18 protein-coding genes are annotated in these 18,079 nt (G+C 62.6%); 8 read left to right on the top strand and 10 right to left on the bottom strand.

What is annotated here, in order from left to right:
* Positions 1-20: 20 nt before the first annotated feature.
* On the bottom strand, positions 21-1,502 hold the full coding sequence (locus NKH42_RS21870) for an MDR family MFS transporter (RefSeq protein WP_254817395.1): 1,482 nt from the start codon (positions 1,500-1,502) through the stop codon (positions 21-23).
* Between the two features lie 225 nt (positions 1,503-1,727).
* Positions 1,728-2,345, bottom strand: a complete 618-nt coding sequence (locus NKH42_RS21865) for a DUF922 domain-containing Zn-dependent protease (RefSeq protein WP_254817394.1) — start codon at positions 2,343-2,345, stop codon at positions 1,728-1,730.
* Between the two features lie 96 nt (positions 2,346-2,441).
* Here NKH42_RS21865 and folP point away from each other — a divergent pair, with 96 nt between their 5' ends.
* The 3 genes from folP to folK are packed head-to-tail and all read left to right on the top strand — an operon-like array spanning position 2,442 to position 4,146.
* The gene (gene folP, locus NKH42_RS21860) at positions 2,442-3,287 is read left to right on the top strand and encodes a dihydropteroate synthase (protein ID WP_352752755.1); all 846 of its coding nucleotides are present in this window, start codon (positions 2,442-2,444) and stop codon (positions 3,285-3,287) included.
* 3 nt (positions 3,288-3,290) lie between these two features.
* Positions 3,291-3,650 carry a dihydroneopterin aldolase gene (gene folB, locus NKH42_RS21855; RefSeq protein ID WP_023674838.1) on the top strand — a complete coding sequence of 120 codons (360 nt, stop codon included), beginning with the start codon at positions 3,291-3,293 and terminating at the stop codon, positions 3,648-3,650.
* On the top strand, positions 3,634-4,146 hold the full coding sequence (gene folK, locus NKH42_RS21850) for a 2-amino-4-hydroxy-6-hydroxymethyldihydropteridine diphosphokinase (RefSeq protein ID WP_352507859.1): 513 nt from the start codon (positions 3,634-3,636) through the stop codon (positions 4,144-4,146). The genes folB and folK overlap by 17 nt, the downstream gene beginning before the upstream one ends.
* Positions 4,147-4,170: 24 nt before the next feature.
* On the opposite strand, the gene NKH42_RS21845 is transcribed toward folK, so the two are convergent.
* Complete coding sequence (locus tag NKH42_RS21845) at positions 4,171-4,722, bottom strand: DUF924 family protein (RefSeq protein ID WP_502896223.1); 552 nt, start codon at positions 4,720-4,722, stop codon at positions 4,171-4,173.
* A gap of 17 nt (positions 4,723-4,739) precedes the next feature.
* On the bottom strand, positions 4,740-6,575 hold the full coding sequence (locus NKH42_RS21840) for a monovalent cation:proton antiporter-2 (CPA2) family protein (RefSeq protein WP_352705532.1): 1,836 nt from the start codon (positions 6,573-6,575) through the stop codon (positions 4,740-4,742).
* A 228-nt stretch (positions 6,576-6,803) separates the two neighbouring features.
* Between NKH42_RS21840 and NKH42_RS21835 the strand changes: the two genes are divergently transcribed.
* Positions 6,804-7,070 (top strand): hypothetical protein, encoded by a 267-nt coding sequence (locus NKH42_RS21835; RefSeq protein WP_352507861.1) that lies wholly within the window; start codon positions 6,804-6,806, stop codon positions 7,068-7,070.
* A 62-nt stretch (positions 7,071-7,132) separates the two neighbouring features.
* Here the strand turns inward: NKH42_RS21835 and NKH42_RS21830 are convergent, their stop codons facing one another.
* The 4 genes from NKH42_RS21830 to NKH42_RS21815 all read right to left on the bottom strand — a co-directional run bounded on the left by NKH42_RS21830 (position 7,133) and on the right by NKH42_RS21815 (position 10,910).
* Positions 7,133-7,687: a hypothetical protein gene (locus NKH42_RS21830; protein WP_352705529.1), complete on the bottom strand. Its 555-nt coding sequence runs from the start codon at positions 7,685-7,687 to the stop codon at positions 7,133-7,135.
* Positions 7,688-7,774: 87 nt separating this feature from the next.
* Positions 7,775-8,869 (bottom strand): YcjF family protein, encoded by a 1,095-nt coding sequence (locus NKH42_RS21825; protein ID WP_352705527.1) that lies wholly within the window; start codon positions 8,867-8,869, stop codon positions 7,775-7,777.
* Positions 8,866-10,344, bottom strand: coding sequence for a YcjX family GTP-binding protein (locus NKH42_RS21820; protein WP_352705525.1), 1,479 nt, complete (start codon positions 10,342-10,344; stop codon positions 8,866-8,868). The genes NKH42_RS21825 and NKH42_RS21820 overlap by 4 nt, the downstream gene beginning before the upstream one ends.
* Positions 10,345-10,406: 62 nt before the next feature.
* A complete protein-coding gene (locus NKH42_RS21815) occupies positions 10,407-10,910 on the bottom strand; it encodes a SixA phosphatase family protein (protein WP_352705523.1) in 504 nt (167 codons plus the stop codon).
* A 262-nt stretch (positions 10,911-11,172) separates the two neighbouring features.
* Between NKH42_RS21815 and dksA the strand changes: the two genes are divergently transcribed.
* Positions 11,173-11,589: an RNA polymerase-binding protein DksA gene (dksA, locus tag NKH42_RS21810; protein ID WP_023674847.1), complete on the top strand. Its 417-nt coding sequence runs from the start codon at positions 11,173-11,175 to the stop codon at positions 11,587-11,589.
* An 82-nt stretch (positions 11,590-11,671) separates the two neighbouring features.
* On the opposite strand, the gene NKH42_RS21805 is transcribed toward dksA, so the two are convergent.
* On the bottom strand, positions 11,672-12,430 hold the full coding sequence (locus tag NKH42_RS21805) for a hypothetical protein (RefSeq protein ID WP_352705521.1): 759 nt from the start codon (positions 12,428-12,430) through the stop codon (positions 11,672-11,674).
* 201 nt (positions 12,431-12,631) lie between these two features.
* Between NKH42_RS21805 and cckA the strand changes: the two genes are divergently transcribed.
* Together cckA and NKH42_RS21795 are read left to right on the top strand one after the other, a co-directional pair.
* Positions 12,632-15,205 carry a cell cycle histidine kinase CckA gene (gene cckA, locus NKH42_RS21800; RefSeq protein WP_352752753.1) on the top strand — a complete coding sequence of 858 codons (2,574 nt, stop codon included), beginning with the start codon at positions 12,632-12,634 and terminating at the stop codon, positions 15,203-15,205.
* Between the two features lie 83 nt (positions 15,206-15,288).
* Positions 15,289-15,999, top strand: a complete 711-nt coding sequence (locus NKH42_RS21795) for a purine-nucleoside phosphorylase (RefSeq protein ID WP_254817383.1) — start codon at positions 15,289-15,291, stop codon at positions 15,997-15,999.
* 49 nt (positions 16,000-16,048) lie between these two features.
* On the opposite strand, the gene NKH42_RS21790 is transcribed toward NKH42_RS21795, so the two are convergent.
* Entirely contained in the window at positions 16,049-16,444 is a 396-nt protein-coding gene (locus NKH42_RS21790; protein WP_023674851.1) for a hypothetical protein, read from the bottom strand.
* Positions 16,445-16,745: 301 nt separating this feature from the next.
* Here NKH42_RS21790 and urtA point away from each other — a divergent pair, with 301 nt between their 5' ends.
* Complete coding sequence (urtA, locus tag NKH42_RS21785) at positions 16,746-18,056, top strand: urea ABC transporter substrate-binding protein (RefSeq protein WP_502894309.1); 1,311 nt, start codon at positions 16,746-16,748, stop codon at positions 18,054-18,056.
* Positions 18,057-18,079: the final 23 nt, after the last annotated feature.

Here is an 18,079-nt window from a genome sequence, read left to right as displayed (position 1 = left end):
TGTATTTTTGTCGGGCCGGTCTACTCCGCCAACGCTGGGGCCACAGCCTCGGCATGGCCGCGAAGCGTTTTTTCCGGCATCAGCCAGAGCGTGATGAACGACAACAGCAAGGTTGCGGCCGCGGCAAGAAAGATCATCACGAACGGCATGGCCGAGGCAACATGGCCGGCCGGCTGCGTGCCTTCGCTGGCCAGCGGCAGGCCGTAGCCAAGGGCGACGGCACCAAGCATGGCGACGCCAAGCGCGCTGCCCAGCGAGCGGAGGAAGGTGAGAACGCCGGTCGCCACGCCAAGGTGCATACGATCGACAGCGTTCTGGACCGAGACAGTGGCAACCGGAAAGGTCGTGCCTGTGCCCAGGCCTACGCAGGTCGTCAACACCTCGACGAGCAACAGTGAGGCATGCCCGGCGACCAGGCTGAGCACGCCGAGGCACAGGATCGAGAAAACCGTTCCGATCATGGCAATGCGTTTATAGTGGAAAAAGCGCGGGATCATTCGCGCGCTGAAGGTCGCACCGGCCACCGTGCCGAGCATCAGCCCAAGCAACGCGGTGCCCGATTCGCTGACCGACAGGCCGACGACCGATTGCAGGTAGACCGGCAGATAGACCGACAAGCCGACATTGGCGGCCTGCAGCAGGAACATCGACAGCGTCCCGGCGAGAACGATCGGATTGCCGAGCACTTCGAGCGAGATCAGCGGTTCGGCCGCACGCAGCAGCCTCAGCGCGAACGCGCTCCAGAACACCGCTGAGCCGGCGAGCAGTCCAAGGATTTCAGGCGACAGCCAGGGATACTCGCTGCCGCCCCAGTTCAAGGCAAGCAGCAGCAGCGAGGTGGCCGCGACCAGAAGCAGCGCGCCGAGGCCGTCGATGCGGTGATGTTTTGCGGCGATCGGCAGCTTCTTGAGCGGGTTGTTGATGATCGCCATCGCCAGCAGGCCGAGCGGAATGTTGATCCAGAAGATCAGCGACCAATGCAGATGTTCGGCGAAGGTGCCGCCGAGCAGCGGCCCGGCGATGCTGGCGACGGCCCAGGTGCCCGAGATCCAGGCGGCGTAGCGAGCCCGCTCACGCGGCGGCACGAGGTCGCCGATCACGGTCTGCGTCAGGGCGAACAGCCCGCCGCCGCCTGCGCCCTGGATCGCCCGGCCGACAACCAGGACCAGCATGTTGGGGGCGGTGGCGCTGACCAGCGAGCCGGCGAGAAAGATCAGGATTGCAGCATAGACGGTCGGCCGGCGACCATAAATGTCGGAGATCTTGCCGTAGAGCGGCGCCACGGCGGTCGCGGTCAGAAGATAGCCGGTCACGATCCACGGCAGATACTCGGCATGCCCGAGCAGACGTGCCATCGTCGGCATCGCCGGCGCGACGATGGTCTGGTCGAGCGCTGCCAGCAGCATCGACAAGAGCACGCCGCCGATGATGGCGTTTTTCTCGGTTTCGGTCAGCGGCGTGCTGGTTTCCACCATCGCTTGCTTGTCGATAGCCTGGTCCATATCCATTCATCCCATTACGCTTGGGTGCACGTCCGCGAGGCGCTGGAGTGCGTCGAGTGTACAGATTGGCCGTGTTCTCGTGCCTTTGAGATGAGCCCTGCGAACTCGATATATGTCGTTCGCTATAGGCCGATTTCGACAGCGGCTCGAAAGTTTTTCGAAGCTGGCACCATGTTTCGGCAAAATTGGCTTTGGTCCAAATTGGCTTTTCCGACGACGCGAAGTTCAGCCGGGAGCGAGTCGGCCGTTCTCAATGCGCTCGATGCGGTAATTCAAGAGCCGCAGGATGCGGCTTTGGAAATTGACGCTTTCCACACGATCGAAGCGCATCTGCTCCTGGTCGTGCTTGGCGAGCATGGCCGCCGTTATTTTTGCGGCCTTGGCCTTGGCCAGTTCGCAGGTCTTTTCCGGGTAGCTCGCCTTCAAGGCGTCTTCGAGTTCGCGGCCATGGTTCTTGGCAATCTCGACGTGGCGTTCCTCATGGCGCTTGATGTCGGCGGACAACGTATCCCAGAACAGCCTGACGCCTGCATCGGCTTTCCGCGGGCGGCGCCACTGCGGAAGGATCACCTTGACCTTGACGGTGACGACAGCGTCGGCAATCCAGCACGAGCCCGGCTTTTGCGCATAGCTGACGCGGGTGGTGAACGCCATCTGGGTAGCGCCTGGATGCCGCGACCCGGTGCTTTTCACCCGAGGCCCGAGTTTCGACAGCTGGGTCTCGATGTCGTCGAGCGTCCTGCCGCCGATCGGGAAATAACTATATGTCTTGACGAGAGTTGCAGCGCTGGCCGGGAATGCGGTCAGGGCGAGCATCAGGGCGCAAAGGAAGGATCGTTTCATTGTGTTGCCTCTTTGCCCACCTTGCTTTACCGCCGTCTCCGGCGCAACGGAATTGATCCCCGGCCACGCCGCGGGATCGGGCATGGTTGATGGGCAATGATGACAGGGCGATGGCAGTTAGCCCACGGACGCCATCTCGACATTGGTGGCAAGGCCGTGGTCGTCGGCATCCTCAACATCACGCCGGACAGTTTTTCCGACGGCGGCCTGTTCGATGCGCCTGAAAGAGCAGTTGACCAGGCGCGCCGCATGGTCGGGGAGGGGGCCTCCGTCATCGACATCGGCGGAGAATCGACACGTCCCGGGGCGTCTGCGATCTCCGCAAAGGAAGAGCAGGCTCGCATATTGCCGGTCATCGAGGCGCTCGCGACGTCTGGCGGAACGCTGATCTCGGTCGATACCTATCGCGAGGAAACGGCCCGGCTCGCCGTTCAAGCCGGCGCACATATCGTCAATGATGTCTGGGGCCTGCAGCGCGAACCGGGCATTGCCCGCGTCGCGGCCGAAACCGGCGCCGGGCTTGTCATCATGCACACGGGACGGGATCGACAGAAACTACCCGACGTGATTGCCGATCAGCTCTTCTTCCTCAGGAAGTCGCTGGAAATTGCGCGACGGAGCGGTGTTGCCGACGACCATATCGTGCTCGACCCGGGCTTCGGCTTCGCCAAGGAGACGGCCGCTGAAAATCTTGACCTGATGGCACGGTTTTCCGAGCTTCGTGCGCTGGGTTTTCCACTGATGGCCGGCACATCGCGAAAGCGCTTTATCGGCACCGTCACCGGCCGCGATGCAGCCGCAAGGGGCGCCGGAACCGCGGCCACCAGCGTCATCCTGAGGCTCAGAGGCGCGCATCTCTTTCGCGTCCACGATGTCGCAATCAACGTGGATGCGTTGGCCATTGCCGATGCTATGCTGGCGCGTGAGATCGGGGAAAGCTGAGCCATGTATGTCATCCGCATGAAAAACTGCGCTTTCTTCGCTCGGCACGGTGTGCTGGACGAAGAAGAGACGCTCGGCCAGCGCTTTTATGTCGATGCGGCACTCACGGTGGATCCCGGGCGGGCGCTGGTCGAGGATTCCATCGAGGACACCGTCAATTACGGCATCGCTTTTGCGGTCATCGAGAAGATCATTACAGGCGAGCGGCGCTTTCTGATCGAAGCGCTGGCGCTCGAAGTGGCGAGGGCGCTGACGGCGCGGTTTCCGCAGATAAAAAAGGCCGAGATCACCGTGCGCAAGCCGAATGCCCCGGTGCCGGGTGTGCTCGATCATGTCGAGGTGACCGTTGTCTGGCCAGAATAATACCGTCTATCTCAGTCTCGGCGGCAATCTCGGTGATCCGGCGAGGTCGATGGCTGCGGCACTGGGCATTCTGGATGCCGACGAGAGCACGCGCGTCGTTGCCGTTTCGTCGCTCTACCGCACGCCGCCTTGGGGCAAGCTCGATCAGCCGGATTTCCTCAATGCGGCGGCCGAAATCTGGACCGCGCTCGCACCGCGAGAGTTGCTGGACCTCTGCCTTGATGCCGAGCGAAAACTGAAGCGGGTGCGCGAGGAGCGCTGGGGGCCGCGCCTGATCGATATCGACATTCTGGTGTTCGGCGACCGCGTTATCCACGAGACCGGGCTGGAGGTGCCGCATCCGCGCATGCTGGAGCGCGCCTTCGTGCTGGCACCGCTGGCAGAAATTGCGCCGGAGCTCGTGGTCGACAGCAAGAGCGTGTCGGAGCGGCTGGCCGCAGTCGACACATCGGGCATTGAACGGCTGCCGTCAGGCCGGGATTGGTGGAAGGCCTGACGCTGCCGCCATCGGAGCCCGAAATCAGCCGGAAAACCCACCTCCGTCGAGGAACATTTGTTCGTCCGGTGTCGTCTCGCGGCCAAGCATCCTGTTTCGGTGCGGAAAACGGCCGAAGCGCTGGATGATGTCGCGATGCTCGCTCGCATATTTCAGGTAGGATGGCGCCTTGGCGGCTGTAAGCTCCACCGATTTGAGCTGATCGGCGAGGTCCTCCGAATGCTCATAGGGCAGATAGAGAAAAACGCGGAGCTCTTCGTCGAGCGCCAGGTCATGGCCGTCAGCGATCGCCTTCCCGGCGAAATGCCGCGCCAGCGGGTCCGTGGCGTACATGTGGCCGGTGCCGCGAAAGCAGTTTCGCGGAAACTGGTCGAGGAGGATCATCAGTGCCAGCGACCCTTCGGCGTGTTCAGACCAGCCGTCGCATTCGCGGCCGGCGGCGGCGAAGTGCAGATCGAAAAACCGGGTGCGGAAGTCGGCATCAAAGGCGTCGTTCTTCTCGAACCATGCCTCCTCCCCGGCGTCGCGCCAGAATCTGGTGACGGAGAGAGCGCGCTCGTCCAGTTCGTTCATCATTCGCGTCATTCCAAGGTTTAATCGGCCGGTTCGGATTTCTGCAGCACGCCGGCGGTCTCTTCGTTGAGCGCCTGGCCCGCGCGTCGTGGCGTGCTGAGCGGCGTCGGAATGGGGGTGCCGATATTGCCTTTGAGAAAGCGTCGCCCGGCGCGGATGCCTTCGGCCAGCTGAAGTTCGAAACGGGCAACGTCGCGGCGACGGACATCCTCGATGACCTCGGCGACCTCTTCCGGGTCGACGCCAAGGGCTTCCAGTGTCGAGCCGCCGAAGACAAGCGCCGATTCGAAGGTCTCGCGGAGCTGATAGTCGACGCCGGCACGAATGAGCTGCAACGCCGTACCGCGGTCGAAAGCCCGTGCCAGCACCGTCAGCAAGGGAAATTCCGCCTTGATCAGTTCGGCGATGCGCACGGCGGCATCGGGCTTGTCGACGCAGATCAGCACTGCGCGTGCCCGCCCGGCTCCCGCGGCACGCAGGATGTCCAGCCGCGTGCCGTCGCCATAATAGACCTTGAAGCCGAAATCGGCTGCCGCCTGGATCATTTCGACCTCATTGTCGATGATCGATACGTCGATGCCGCGCAACAAAAGCGGCTGGCTGGCGATCTGGCCGAACCGGCCAAAGCCGATGATCAGCACGCTGCCGGTCAGGCCGTTGGCGACATCAACGCCTTCAAGCGACTGCTCGTCGCGCGGCGTCAGATACCGCAGGGCTACGATTGCCAACGGCGTCAGCACCATGGAAATGATGACGATAGCGGTCAGCATCGCATTGGCCTGGCTATCGATGATCCCGACTGCCGCTGCTGCGGAATAGAGGACGAAGGCGAATTCGCCGCCTTGCGCCATGAAGACCGCGCGCTCGAGCGCTTCCCGGTGGCCGGTTTTGAGGACGCGGGCAACGATATAGATGCCGATCGCCTTCATCATCATGTAGGCGACGACATAGATGGCAATGAGCTGCCAGTTGACGACGACCACATGCAGGTCAAGTGACATGCCGACGGCGAGGAAGAACAGCCCGAGCAGAATGCCGCGGAACGGTTCGATGTCGGCCTCCAGCTGGTGGCGGAAGGTCGATTCCGACAAGAGTACGCCGGCCAGGAAGGCGCCCATCGCCATCGACAAGCCGGAAAGCTGCATGGCGAGCGCCGATCCGAGAACGACCAGAAGGGCGGCTGCGGTCATCACCTCGCGGGCGCGCGCATCCGCCAGGATACGGAAGAACGGATTGAGCAGATAGCGTCCTGCAAGCACCAGCCCGACGATCGCGGCAAGGCCGATACCGACCTCCGTCAACCGATCCGACAGGCTCATATCGGCACCGCCCGGCGCGAGGAAGGCGATCAGCGCCAGCAGCGGCACGATGGCCAGGTCTTCCAAAAGCAGGACCGAAACGATGCGCTGGCCCTTGGGCGTGGCCAGCTCGCCGCGTTCTTCCAGCAATTGCATGACGATGGCCGTCGAGGTGAGCACGAAACCGGCGCCGGCGACGAAGGATTGCGCGATAGGAAAACCTCCCGCCAGCCCGACGCCGGTCAGCAGGACCGCGCAGACGCCGACCTGCAGCGCGCCAAGCCCGAAAATCTCGCGGCGCAGGCCCCACAGCCGTGACGGCTGCATCTCCAGTCCGATGATGAACAGGAACATGACGACGCCGAGTTCGGCGACATGAAGAATGGCTTCCGATTCGGAAAAGATGCGCAGCCCAAACGGGCCGATCACGACGCCGGCCGTCAAATAGCCGAGGATGGAGCCAAGTCCCATGCGCCTGAAGATCGGCACCGCAACGACGCCGGCGGCAAGCAGCGCCACCACCTGGATCAGATCGCTGTTCGATGCCTCTGCCGCCATGCCTGCCGTTCCGCTCTCTTGCAACAAGCGGCCAAGATAGGGGCTTCGGAGCGGATCGAACAGTGCGAATCCGGTGCGTCGTGGAAGCGATATTGCAGGCGCACTGCACAGGATAATGGGCCTCCGGGCGTTGCTTGTTCCAGCGATCCGGCGCTAAGGACGCCCGGCTTCGGCCAGTGGAGGGTGAGCGACGATCAAGTCGCGGCCCTTTTTGAGGAGATGACTGACATGAAGACGTTTTTGCTGGTTGCCGTTGGTATCGCGGCACTTGCCGGCTCCGCCTGTTCCAAGGCACCGGAGTGCACGACCGAGATGCTGAGCAAGAAGGCTCAGGACATGACTGCAGCGCTTCAGGCTGCGATTACCAAGGATCCGGCCAAGGCAGCCGATCTCACAGCCAAGGTCCAAGCGGTCACAACCAAGTATCCGGGTGGCACAACAGCGGCTGACGCCTGCAAGGCCTATGACGAGCTGACTGCGGCGATCAAAGGCTGAGCGCCCATTGCATGTCAAAGAGGGCGGCGCCGTTTGGCTGCCGCGTTTTTCATGCCGGAGGCTCAGTTCGGAGCGATGGAGCCAACTTCTACCCCATCGACCCGCTTCAACTTCATCCCGATGACCGGGACCAGTTGCTGGTCGACGCGCACGGCAACGGTCACCGTCATCGAGTTGTCGTCTGGGACAAGCGCCTGCATAACGCCGCGCAACTGATTGCGATTGATGGTGAAAACCACCTTGTGCGCATCGACGACATTACCACCGATAATGTCGAGGCCGGACCCGGCGGCGCCGCCCATGAAGCTGCCCTTGTAGCCCTGGCGGCCCTTGTGCTCGATCGTTGCCGACATCTGCTGGGTGAACATGCCGACCCGGCAGCCGCCGTCGAGCGACATGCCGACTTTGCCGTCAGGCGTCGAGCCGGTGAAGCTGCAGGTGAATTTCGTGCCCTTGTATTTGCCAGCGACGATTTCTCCGGGGCCGACCCATTTGCCTTCGACCGATCGAAAGAACTGCTTGTCCGGTTCCGCCCCCGTAGCCCTTCCGGCAATGCCGACGGTTGCGACAAGCGCGAGCGCCACGGGCAGCCCGCTGGACAGAATAACGCTTTTCATCGACGACACCCGGCAACAAAGAGACTGGTTTGGACGCTTCCGACCATGAACAAGATTGGTTAATGCTTTGTCACCCCAAGGCAATAGTCACGTTCGCGAAACGGATGTTTCTTTTTCTTTCTTTGCTGCAAAGGACGTCAGCGCGGAGAGGAAATCGCCTAATCCAGGCCGCCTGACCGCGTAAAAGGGCAGGGGCCTTGCGGTTTCCATCGCTGCAATGCCGATGCGCGCCGTCATCATGCCGTTGACGACGCCTTCGCCGAGCTTTGCCGACAGCCGGGCCGCAAGGCCGTGGCCGACGAGCTGTTGGACGAAACTGTCGCCGACGGCGATCGACCCGGTGACCGCGAGATGGGCGAGAACGCTGCGCGCCAGGCGAAAGAAGCCAAGCGTGCCCGGGCGGCCGCCATAGAGCTCCGACAGTCGCCGAATCAGCCGCCCGGCTTCGAATACGACATAGGCGACGTCGACCAGCGCGCGCGGGCTGACCGCGGTCACCAGGGACACACGCTTTGCCGCCTCGAGGATCATCACCTTCGCGCGGGCGTCGAGCGGGCCGAGGATCTCGGTCTCGGCCAGGCGCACCAGATTGCCGCCGTCAATGATCTCGCCGCGCAATTCGGCCAGCGAGCGCCTGCCGGCCGCGGTTTCGGGCTTGGCCGAGACAAAGACCGACAACTCGTCGACCACGGCTCGGGCGGTCTTCGGATCGTCACGGGCAATCGCATCGAGCGCCCGCTTCTGCAACTTTTCGACCTCGGCAAGCCGGGCAATCGCCATGAACTCGCGCACGAGGATGATCAGAAGCGCCAGGATGGCGATCGCGGCCATGCCGGCGGCCAGCCAGCCCAGCCACTCGGCGCGCTCGAACAGGTCGCGAATCAGCTGGTCGGTCCAGAGGCCGACGGCGAGCGAAACCAGAACGCCCAGCGCGCCGAAGAACAGGCTGCCAAGCAGCGAACGTTTTCGCGGCGCAATCGCCGGCGGCGGCTCGGCAGCGACGATATCAGGCTCGTCGAAGACGTCGATCTCCGCCGGTGTGACCACAGCTAGATCCGCCTTCACGGTACGCGGCTTTCGCGCCGGCGCGGCCTCGGACGCAGCATGGCGAGCCGTCGAATCTTCCTTCTGCTGGGGCTCCGGCTCGATGCGAAAGGCCGCCGGTCTGCGGGGCGCACTCATGCGAGATGATCTCCGATCAGGAACTGCAGCGCGCGGTCGAGCCTGATATGTGGCAGCGACAGCGTGACGCCCTCGGCGGTGCGCTCGAGCTTCGGCGGGCGAAAGCGCACGAAGCGGATTGCGGGGTCGTCATTGTTCTGCCGGCGGATCGATTCGGCAACGTCGAACAACGCATCAACTTTCTCCGGCAAGTCTCCGGGAAATATGGCTGTTTCGGTCTTTCCGTCAAAGGTTTCGCCGTTGATTTTTTCGCCACGCAACGGCGTGCCGATAATGACCGGCAAAGTCTCGCGGCCCTGCTTGACCGTGCCTTCACGGGTCGCGCGCATGGCCGCCATGGCGACGACGTCGACGTCGGCTCCGGTGAAATTCGCCCGCGCCACGGCGCGGTCGGCTAGCCGCCGCACGATGGCCTGCAGGCGGTCGTGGCTTTCGTGGTGCAGGTGGTCGGCCTTGGTCGCGGCCACCAATATGCGGTCGATGCGCCTCGAAAACAGGTCGGTCAGGAGGTTGCCCCGGCCGGGCCGGAAACAGGACAGGATTTCGGTGACCGCGCGCTCCAGATCGGCCATCGCGCCGGGGCCCGCATTCAATGCCTGCAATGCGTCGATGAGCACGATCTGGCGGTCGAGACGCGTGATGTGTTCGCGAAAGAACGGTTTAACGACATGCGTCTTGTAAGCCTCGTAGCGCCGCTCCATCATAGCCTGCAGCGATCCCGAGCGGGAGCGCCGGCCGTCCAGATTCGGCAGCGGCGCGAAGGTGAGAGCGGGCGAGCCTTCAAGATCGCCGGGCATCAGAAAGCGGCCGGGCGGCAAGGTCGAAAGCGCCCGCTCATCGAGCTTGCAGGCCTTGAGATAGGCCGCGAAGCTCTCGGCGAGACGGCGCGCCGTCATCTCGTCGGCGTCGGCGTTGGGGTCGACCGGATTGGAGAGCGCCCGCCATTCCCGCGAAAGATCGACACGCACCGGCAACACGGCCATCTCGAAGGCCTCACGCGAAAAATCGGCGTAGGACTTGCCGAGCAGCGGCAGGTCGAGCAGCCATTCGCCGGGATAATCGACGATGTCGACCGACAATTTGCCGGCGGAAAACATGCGGCTCCAGCCAGAGGCCGATTCGTATTCGATGGTGAGCCTCAGTTCGGAAATCGCACGCGTCGAATCCGGCCAGACGCGCTCGTCGACAAGAGCCGCGATGTGATCCTCGTACTGGAAGCGTGGTACGGCGTCGTCCGGCTGCTCTTCGAGAAAAGCCCGGGCGATGCGCCCCGATTTTTGTGCCTCAAACAGCGGCAAGCGTCCACCATGGACCAGATTGTGTACAAGGGCCGAGATGAACACCGTCTTGCCGGCGCGGGACAGCCCGGTCACGCCAAGCCGCAGCGACGGAGCGAAAAGCCCGGCAGCGCGGCCTGACAACGTATCCAAGGCAATCTTGGCCTCGTCGGTAAAAGTCGTCAGCGATGATGCCAAATCTGTTCTCGCGGGCCGGTCAGGCTCCGATATAGGCTTTGATGCGCGGCTTTGAAATGGCCTCAGATATCCGCAGGCGTCAGGAAGGCTTCGAGATAGCCGGTGCCTGGCGCAGCCTCGGCAAGTCCGCCGTTGAACCGGACCACGGCAAGTGCGGAGGTCGGGAAGCCGTGGTTCAGCATGGCCCGCGCGGTCTCGTTGCCGTCGCCCGACAGCGCCATGGCGAGATCCCCAATCATCGGCTTGTGACCGATGACGAGCAAGGCATCCAGCCCGCCATTTTGCCGGATGGCAGTGAGGTACGCCGCGGCATCGTCGCTGTAGAAGGTGTCACAGAACAGCACCCGGCCCGTGTTGGTATGGCCAGCCAAGCTTTCCAGCGTCTGGCGGGCGCGCTTGGCGCTTGAGCAAAGGGTGAGGGCCGGTGCGTATTTGCGGGAACGCATCAGCACGCCCATCGCTTCGGCGTCGGCGAAGCCGGATGGATCGAGCGGGCGGTCGAAGTCAGTCACGCCAGGCAGCGCCCAGCCGGCCTTCGCATGCCTCAGCAGGTAAAGTTTGGTCACGAAACCCCCGATATGTCGGGTACCGACCGGTCAAATGCGGCCGCAGGAATTAGCCATCAGAAGCGCTTCGCGCGCAATGCCGATGCCCCCTCAAGCATAATGAATCATGCGCGAATTCGGGCGTGCCGTTCATGCGAATGATGTCGCCAATGTCGGTTTGTCCCACATAAACAAATGCGTGAAACTGTCGTCGATTGCGCTTGTGCAGTTTTCGGTCCGCGAATATATAGGCGCCAAATTTGGGGTTTGTTGGGTGAGTCGAATGAACGACATCGTTACCGCCGATTACGTACCCTCCGAAGACGAGCCGTTTATGAACGAGCGGCAGAAATCCTACTTTCGCATGAAGCTCGTCACCTGGAAGAACGACATCTTGCGCGAAGCGCGCGAAACTCTCGAAATCCTGCAGCAGGAAAACGCCAACCACCCTGACCTCGCCGATCGCGCCTCCTCCGAAACCGACCGCGCGATCGAACTTCGCGCCCGCGATCGCCAGCGAAAACTCATCTCCAAGATCGATTCGGCCCTCCAGCGCCTTGACGAAGGCACTTACGGTTACTGCGAGGAGACGGGCGAGCCGATCGCGCTGAAGCGGCTCGACGCGCGCCCGATCGCCACCTTGTCGATCGAGGCACAGGAGCGCCATGAGCGGCGCGAGAAGGTCTACCGCGACGACTGAGCAGGCGGGAAAAACACGGCATCGGTAGAGCGTTCAAAATGGCCGGTTTTCCGGCCATTTTCATTGGCCGTTCGCTATCGCCCTATCTTTTCTGATTGGACAACTCGCCGAGGAGCTTCGTCATCTCGTCGTCGAGAGAGGGCGATGCCTTCGCCACCGGCTTGCTCGCCGTTTGGCTGAAGCGTGGCTCGTCGAGGGAAACCTCCAGCTCCTTCATCAGCGCATCGTCGATCGACTCATGCTGTGCCGGCGGCTCGTATCTTGCCGGGGAGTCCTGTCTTGCCGGCTGCGGCGCATGCCGCGAGGCATTGGCATTGACGGATCCATAACTTGGCAACGGTGTAACGTTCGATGCCGGTTTCGGCGCCGGCGTAGGCGCCGGCATTGTTGCCGCCATCGTCGCCGTCTGGCGGGCTCGGACAGGGGGTGTGGCCGCGCTTGCCGGCTGCGGCGGCGCTTGCCTCGCCGGCGCGGCTGTGGTCTGAGCTGGCCTTGCTGCCGGCTGATGGCTGTTGTCTCCGGTCAATGCCGGGCGGCGCAGCGCCGAGAGCCTGATGTCGCGCTCGACGACGACGTCGGTCGGACCACCGATCAAGAGCAGGTGCTCGATATCGTCGCGGCGCACCAGCACCAGCCGCCGGTGACTGTCGACCGCTGTGGCATCCATGACAGCCAGCCGCGTCTTGCGGTTCCTGCCCCCGGCGACGAATGTTCCGAATGTCAGGCTGCGGACCAGCCTGATGATAAGAAGAATGATGAGCAGCAGGACAAGTACTGCAAACGTCCATAGGATTGCTGCGGCATAACCAGGCCCCGCCACGCCATCCAGCCATTGCAGCATTGGTTCCCCCAAAATCAGCTTTCGAAGAGAGGCGACACTAGACTGTTGCGGCAGGCCACCGCAAGTTGCCTTTCACGCTTCGTGAACAGCTCGAAACCGGGAGCCGAACGGCGTCATTTTTAGCGGACATCTGCCGCCGGGCCTTTTCCCGACCCTGAGAATATGATTCAACCGACGCCGGAATTCACGAGCAGGGGGCACATGGCCAAGGAAGCGCGCGGCGATTTCTATCCGGTACCTATCGTCGACCAGAACACGCGACCGGGCGCGGTCACCCGGCTCATCGTTTTCATCGTCGTCCTGACAGGGGCAGCGATCGTCTTCGGCCTTTTCCGAGAGCGACTTGGCGATCCATTCCTGCTCGGCATGCTTGGCGTGCTGGCGATGATCGGCGTCGGCTTTCTATTCGCCACTGCGATCGGCTTCGTGCATATCACGCCGCGCTCGACAAGCGACGAACTGTCGAAAGCTTTCGTCGATTCGATGTCACAAGGTCTCCTGGTCACCGACACCAAAGGCCGTATCATCTACGCCAACCGGACCTATGCCGATATGACGGGTGCCGAGTCGGCCGCCGACATCAAGACGGTCGAAGGTTTGCTTTCAGACGTTCCCGAGGCCTCGGTGACCATATACCGGCTGGCGTCGGGCCTGCGCGACGGCCAGCCGGGCGACGGCGAGTTTCGGCTTGCGCAGTCCATTCGGCCAGGCGCCGAACCGGGCGCGCGCTGGTACCGCGTCCGGGCCCGCGCGTTCAGCGTTCCAGGCCAGCGGCTGCCGATGCTTGCCTGGCAGCTTGCCGATATCTCGCAGGAACGGGCCGAGCAGGAGCGGTTCTTTCTCGACCTGCAAAAGGCGATCGATCACCTCGATCACGCGCCGGCCGGTTTCTTTTCGGCCGACCAGGAAGGCCGCGTCACCTATATCAACGCGACCCTTGCGGAGTGGCTGGGCATCGACCTGGCCAGCTTCACTCCCGGCGCCATCACGCTGCCGGAGATCGTCGCCGGCGACGGCATGGCGCTGGTCCGTTCGGTCAAGGCCGACGCTGGTACCACGCGCAATGCCGTTATCGACCTCGATCTGACGACGATGACCGGCGAGGCGCTGCCGGTGCGCTTCATGCATCGTGTCTCGGCCAGCCGAGAGGGGCTCAACGGCCCGACTCGCACCATCGTGCTCAACCGGACGCAAGGCGAGGACGCTTCGGCCGACCTCCGTGCATCGGAAATACGCTTCACGCGGTTCTTCAACTCGACGCCGATGGCGATAGCCGGCGTCGATCATGCCGGCCGCATCCTGCGCACCAATGCGCCGTTCCTGTCGCTGTTTTCCTCGGTCGTCGACCGCGACGCGGTCGATCGGCGTGTGCGGCTGGATACGGTGATCCACGAGCGCGACCGGCCGGCTTTCGCCGCGGCCTTTGAAAAGGCACGTCAGCAACAGGCTGACATCGAGCCGATCGATACGGTGCTGCCCGGCAATGAGGAGCGCCACATACGCTTCTACGTCAATGCGGTCGCTGACGGCACCGGCGGCGAGGGCGCCGAGGAATCGGCCATCGTCTATGCCGTGGAGACCACCGAGCAAAAGGCCCTCGAGGGCCAGATGGCGCAGAGCCAGAAAATGCAGGCGGTCGGCCAACTCGCCGGCGGCATCGCGCATGATTTCAACAATGTGCTGACCGCCATCATCATGGCCTCGGACCTGCTGTTGACCAACCACCGGCCGTCCGATCCGTCATTCCCGGACATCATGAACATCAAGCAGAACGCCAACCGGGCGGCCTCGCTGGTGCGTCAGTTGCTGGCCTTCTCGCGCAAGCAAACGCTGCGGCCGGAGGTGCTCAACCTGACCGACGTGCTCGCCGATCTAAGGATGCTGCTTGCCCGGCTGGTCGGCAACGACATCAAGCTCAAGATCGACCATGGCCGCGACCTGTGGCCGGTCAGGGTCGATATCGGGCAATTCGAGCAAGTGGTGGTCAATCTGGCGGTCAATGCACGCGACGCGATGCCGGCCGGCGGCGAACTCACCGTACGTACCCGCAACGTCAGCGCCGGGGAATGCAAGACCTTTTCCTATCGCGAACTTACACCGGCCGACTATGTGCTGGTCGAGGTCGAGGACAGCGGCAGCGGCATCGCGCCTGATGTGCTGAAAAAGATCTTCGAGCCCTTCTTCACGACAAAGGAGGTTGGCAAGGGAACTGGCCTTGGTCTGTCCATGGTCTATGGCATCATCAAGCAGACAGGCGGCTTCATCTTCTGCGATTCCGAAGTCGGCAAGGGATCCGTGTTCCGTATCTTCCTGCCGCGGCACATTGCGGAGGCAAGGAAGGCGGGCGAGGCTGGAGAGGCGCCGGCCGCACCTGCCAAGATCGCCGACTCAGCCAAGGACCTGTCGGGCTCGGCCACGGTGCTGCTGGTCGAGGACGAGGACGCCGTGCGCATGGGCGGCATGCGGGCGCTGAAATCGCGCGGCTACACCGTCCACGAGGCGTCGTCGGGCGTCGAGGCGCTTGAGGTCTACGAAGCGCTCGGCGGCAAGGTCGACGTCGTGGTGTCGGACGTGGTGATGCCGGAAATGGACGGCCCGACGCTGCTTGGCGAATTGCGCAAACGGCAGCCCGACATCAAGTTCATCTTCGTGTCCGGCTATGCCGAAGACGCGTTCGCCAGGAACTTGCCGGCCGACGCGCATTTCGGCTTCTTGCCGAAGCCGTTTTCGCTCAAGCAATTGGCCACGATCGTAAAGGACATGCTGGAATCCTGACCCTTCCAACGCTCCGCTTGCGCAATGTCGTGAGACTGCCATGATGGCAGGCGAAACGGGCGACGGGTTTTGGAAAGCATGCCGTGACGCCACACAACGAAGCTAGCAAAGGCGACTACGCAAGCACGGTGCTGCTGCCGGGCGACCCGCAGCGCGCTGAATGGATGGCGGAAACCTTTCTGGAAGCGCCGCGCTGCGTCAACCGCCGCCGCGGCGCGCTCGGCTTTACCGGGCTGTTTCGCGGCAAACCTGTCAGCATCCAATCCACCGGCATCGGCGTCTCTTCGTTCCTGGTCTATGTGCATGAGCTGCTGGACTTCTATGGTGCGAAAACACTGATCCGCACTGGTACCTGCGGTGGCCTGACCGCCGAGATGGCGCTGCGCAGCCTGGTGATCGCGCAATCGGTGCGTGGCGAAAATGCGGAGAGCGGCCAGGTTTTTGGGCTCTATCGTGCCGATGCCGGCCCCGATCCGGCATTGTTGACCCAGGCATTGGCCCGAGCTTCGGAACTCGGCATCGACCATCGGGCCGGGCTGACCATTTGCAGCGATATTTTCTATCATCCGCTGGGGCGCGAACGCTTTGCCGAAGCACAGGCACAGGGCGCGCTCGCCGTGGACATGGAAACCAGCGCACTTTACCGCATTGCGGCCGATTTCGGCGCTCGGGCGCTGTCGATCCTGACCGTCGTCGACAACGTGGCAACCGGCGAGCAGACCGACTATTCCGAACGCCAGGGGCTTTTCACCGATATGACCCGGCTGGCGCTCGATCTGGCGGCGGAGAGCTAGGCGGCTTTGTGCTTCGGAGTACGGAACCTCGCCAGGTTCCGTACTTTTTTCAACGCTTCGTGCAGGTCGAGGCGGTAAAGGCGCCGTCTGGCTGCTTCATGATGATGTCGAAGGACGGGGTGGTTCCGCTTTCCAGCGTCGCCTGCGTAAGCGAGATCGAGTTGCCGCCACTGGTATAGCCACCCAGCGGACCTAGCCAGGTGATCACGCCGTCTGCATCCATCTGGTAATTGTAGCTCTGCGGCGCGATGCCGAAGCTCACAGGACCGCTATAGACGTTTCCCTTGATGGTGATGTCGCCGAGGCTGAGGAACATGCCAAGCAGATAGACTTCGCAATGATAGGAGCCGTCCGGCAGCTTGCCGTCGCTGAAGCCGGCGCGCGCTACGGTCGTCGCCGCCAGCAGAAGCATGGCGGTGAAAATGCAAGAAGCTCTGAAAGCCATTTGATCGCTCGTTAAAGGGGTTCAAACTTGCCCATTTCGCCGCGGCGCTGCAATCCTCGCCAGCACTCATATGATGCTGCTCAAAATTCAGGCATTGGCCTATATGTGAGCAAAACTTAGGCTGATATGGGTGATCCTTTCTCGTTTCGAACATAGCAGGCGAGGTTCATCTCCTGCAGCTAATACATTAACCGACTGACAGAGCTGGGAAATCTCAAATCCTCCGACCTTGCTCCGGTGATTGGCACAGCCGTTGCATGGTCTGTCCCGATGCAGTTAACCAGCTTGGGAGTTTAAAAGTATGAGGGGCAGTTTCTCGACAATAGCAAAAATGTTTTCGGCCGGCGTGGTCACCGCCGGCCTGCTGATGAGCGTTCCCGCCAAGGCGGCCGACGACACCATCAAGGTCGGCATCCTCCATTCGCTGTCGGGAACCATGGCGATCTCGGAGACAACGCTGAAGGACGCCATGCTGATGCTCATCGAAGAGCAGAATGCCAAGGGCGGCCTGCTCGGCAAGAAGCTCGAGGCGGTGGTCGTCGATCCGGCTTCCAACTGGCCGCTGTTCGCCGAAAAGGCGCGCGAGCTGATCTCGAAGGACAAGGTCGCCGCGGTGTTCGGCTGCTGGACCTCGGTGTCGCGCAAATCGGTGCTGCCGGTGTTCAGCGAGCTCGACAACATCCTGTTCTACCCGGTCCAGTATGAGGGTGAGGAAAGCGAGCGCAACGTGTTCTACACCGGTGCGGCGCCGAACCAGCAGGCCATTCCGGCCGTCGATTATCTGATGAGCGAGGATGGCGGTTCGGTGAAGCGCTGGGTGCTCGAAGGCACCGACTACGTCTACCCGCGCACCACCAACAAGATCCTCGAGGCCTATCTGAAGGCGAAGGGCGTTGCCGCCGAAGACATCATGGTCAACTACACGCCGTTCGGTTTCTCCGACTGGCAGACCGAAGTCTCGGCGATCAAGAAGTTCGGCTCGGCCGGCAAGAAGACCGCCGTCGTCTCGACCGTCAATGGCGACGCCAACGTGCCGTTCTACAAGGAGCTCGGCAACCAGGGCATCAAGGCCGAGGACATCCCGGTCATGGCCTTCTCGGTCGGCGAGGAAGAGCTTGCCGGTCTGGACACTGCGCCGCTGGTCGGCCATCTCGCCGCCTGGAACTATTTCGAAAGCGTCGATACGCCCGAGAACGCGAAGTTCATCGCCGACTGGCACAAGTTCATCAAGAACGACAAGCGCACCACCAACGATCCGATGGAAGCCCACTATATCGGCTTCAACATGTGGGTGAAGGCGGTCGAGAAGGCCGGCACCACCGATCCGGACAAGGTCATCGACGCCATGGTCGGCGTCTCGGTGCCGAACCTGACCGGCGGTTATTCGACCATGATGCCGAACCATCATATCACCAAGCCGGTGCTGATCGGCGAAATCCAGGCCGACGGCCAGTTCGAAACCGTCTCGCAGACGCCGGGCCTGGTGATGGGCGACGAGTGGTCCGACTACCTGCCTGACTCCAAGGACCTGATCTCCGATTGGCGCGCGCCTCTGTCCTGCGGCAACTTCAATGTCGCCACAGGCAAATGCGGCGGCAAGGGAACCAACTGATCCTCCCGGTCTGTCCTCCCAGA

It is taken from the genome of Mesorhizobium sp. M1142 (assembly GCF_040318565.1).
In the GTDB taxonomy this organism is placed as follows: domain Bacteria; phylum Pseudomonadota; class Alphaproteobacteria; order Rhizobiales; family Rhizobiaceae; genus Mesorhizobium.
This window is presented reverse-complemented; position numbering and strand designations above follow the sequence as displayed.

Excerpts from the sequence above, each read along its gene's own strand:
- urtA (WP_502894309.1), top strand. The coding sequence starts at position 16,746 with ATGAGGGGCAGTTTCTCGACAATAGCAAAAATGTTTTCGGCCGGCGTG.
- NKH42_RS21870 (WP_254817395.1), bottom strand. The coding sequence starts at position 1,502 with ATGGACCAGGCTATCGACAAGCAAGCGATGGTGGAAACCAGCACGCCG.
- NKH42_RS21835 (WP_352507861.1), top strand. The coding sequence starts at position 6,804 with ATGAAGACGTTTTTGCTGGTTGCCGTTGGTATCGCGGCACTTGCCGGC.
- cckA (WP_352752753.1), top strand. The coding sequence starts at position 12,632 with ATGGCCAAGGAAGCGCGCGGCGATTTCTATCCGGTACCTATCGTCGAC.
- NKH42_RS21825 (WP_352705527.1), bottom strand. The coding sequence starts at position 8,869 with ATGAGTGCGCCCCGCAGACCGGCGGCCTTTCGCATCGAGCCGGAGCCC.
- NKH42_RS21845 (WP_502896223.1), bottom strand. The coding sequence starts at position 4,722 with ATGATGAACGAACTGGACGAGCGCGCTCTCTCCGTCACCAGATTCTGG.
- NKH42_RS21865 (WP_254817394.1), bottom strand. The coding sequence starts at position 2,345 with ATGAAACGATCCTTCCTTTGCGCCCTGATGCTCGCCCTGACCGCATTC.
- NKH42_RS21830 (WP_352705529.1), bottom strand. The coding sequence starts at position 7,687 with ATGAAAAGCGTTATTCTGTCCAGCGGGCTGCCCGTGGCGCTCGCGCTT.
- NKH42_RS21805 (WP_352705521.1), bottom strand. The coding sequence starts at position 12,430 with ATGCTGCAATGGCTGGATGGCGTGGCGGGGCCTGGTTATGCCGCAGCA.
- NKH42_RS21840 (WP_352705532.1), bottom strand. The coding sequence starts at position 6,575 with ATGGCGGCAGAGGCATCGAACAGCGATCTGATCCAGGTGGTGGCGCTG.
- folP (WP_352752755.1), top strand. The coding sequence starts at position 2,442 with ATGATGACAGGGCGATGGCAGTTAGCCCACGGACGCCATCTCGACATT.
- dksA (WP_023674847.1), top strand. The coding sequence starts at position 11,173 with ATGAACGACATCGTTACCGCCGATTACGTACCCTCCGAAGACGAGCCG.
- NKH42_RS21790 (WP_023674851.1), bottom strand. The coding sequence starts at position 16,444 with ATGGCTTTCAGAGCTTCTTGCATTTTCACCGCCATGCTTCTGCTGGCG.
- folB (WP_023674838.1), top strand. The coding sequence starts at position 3,291 with ATGTATGTCATCCGCATGAAAAACTGCGCTTTCTTCGCTCGGCACGGT.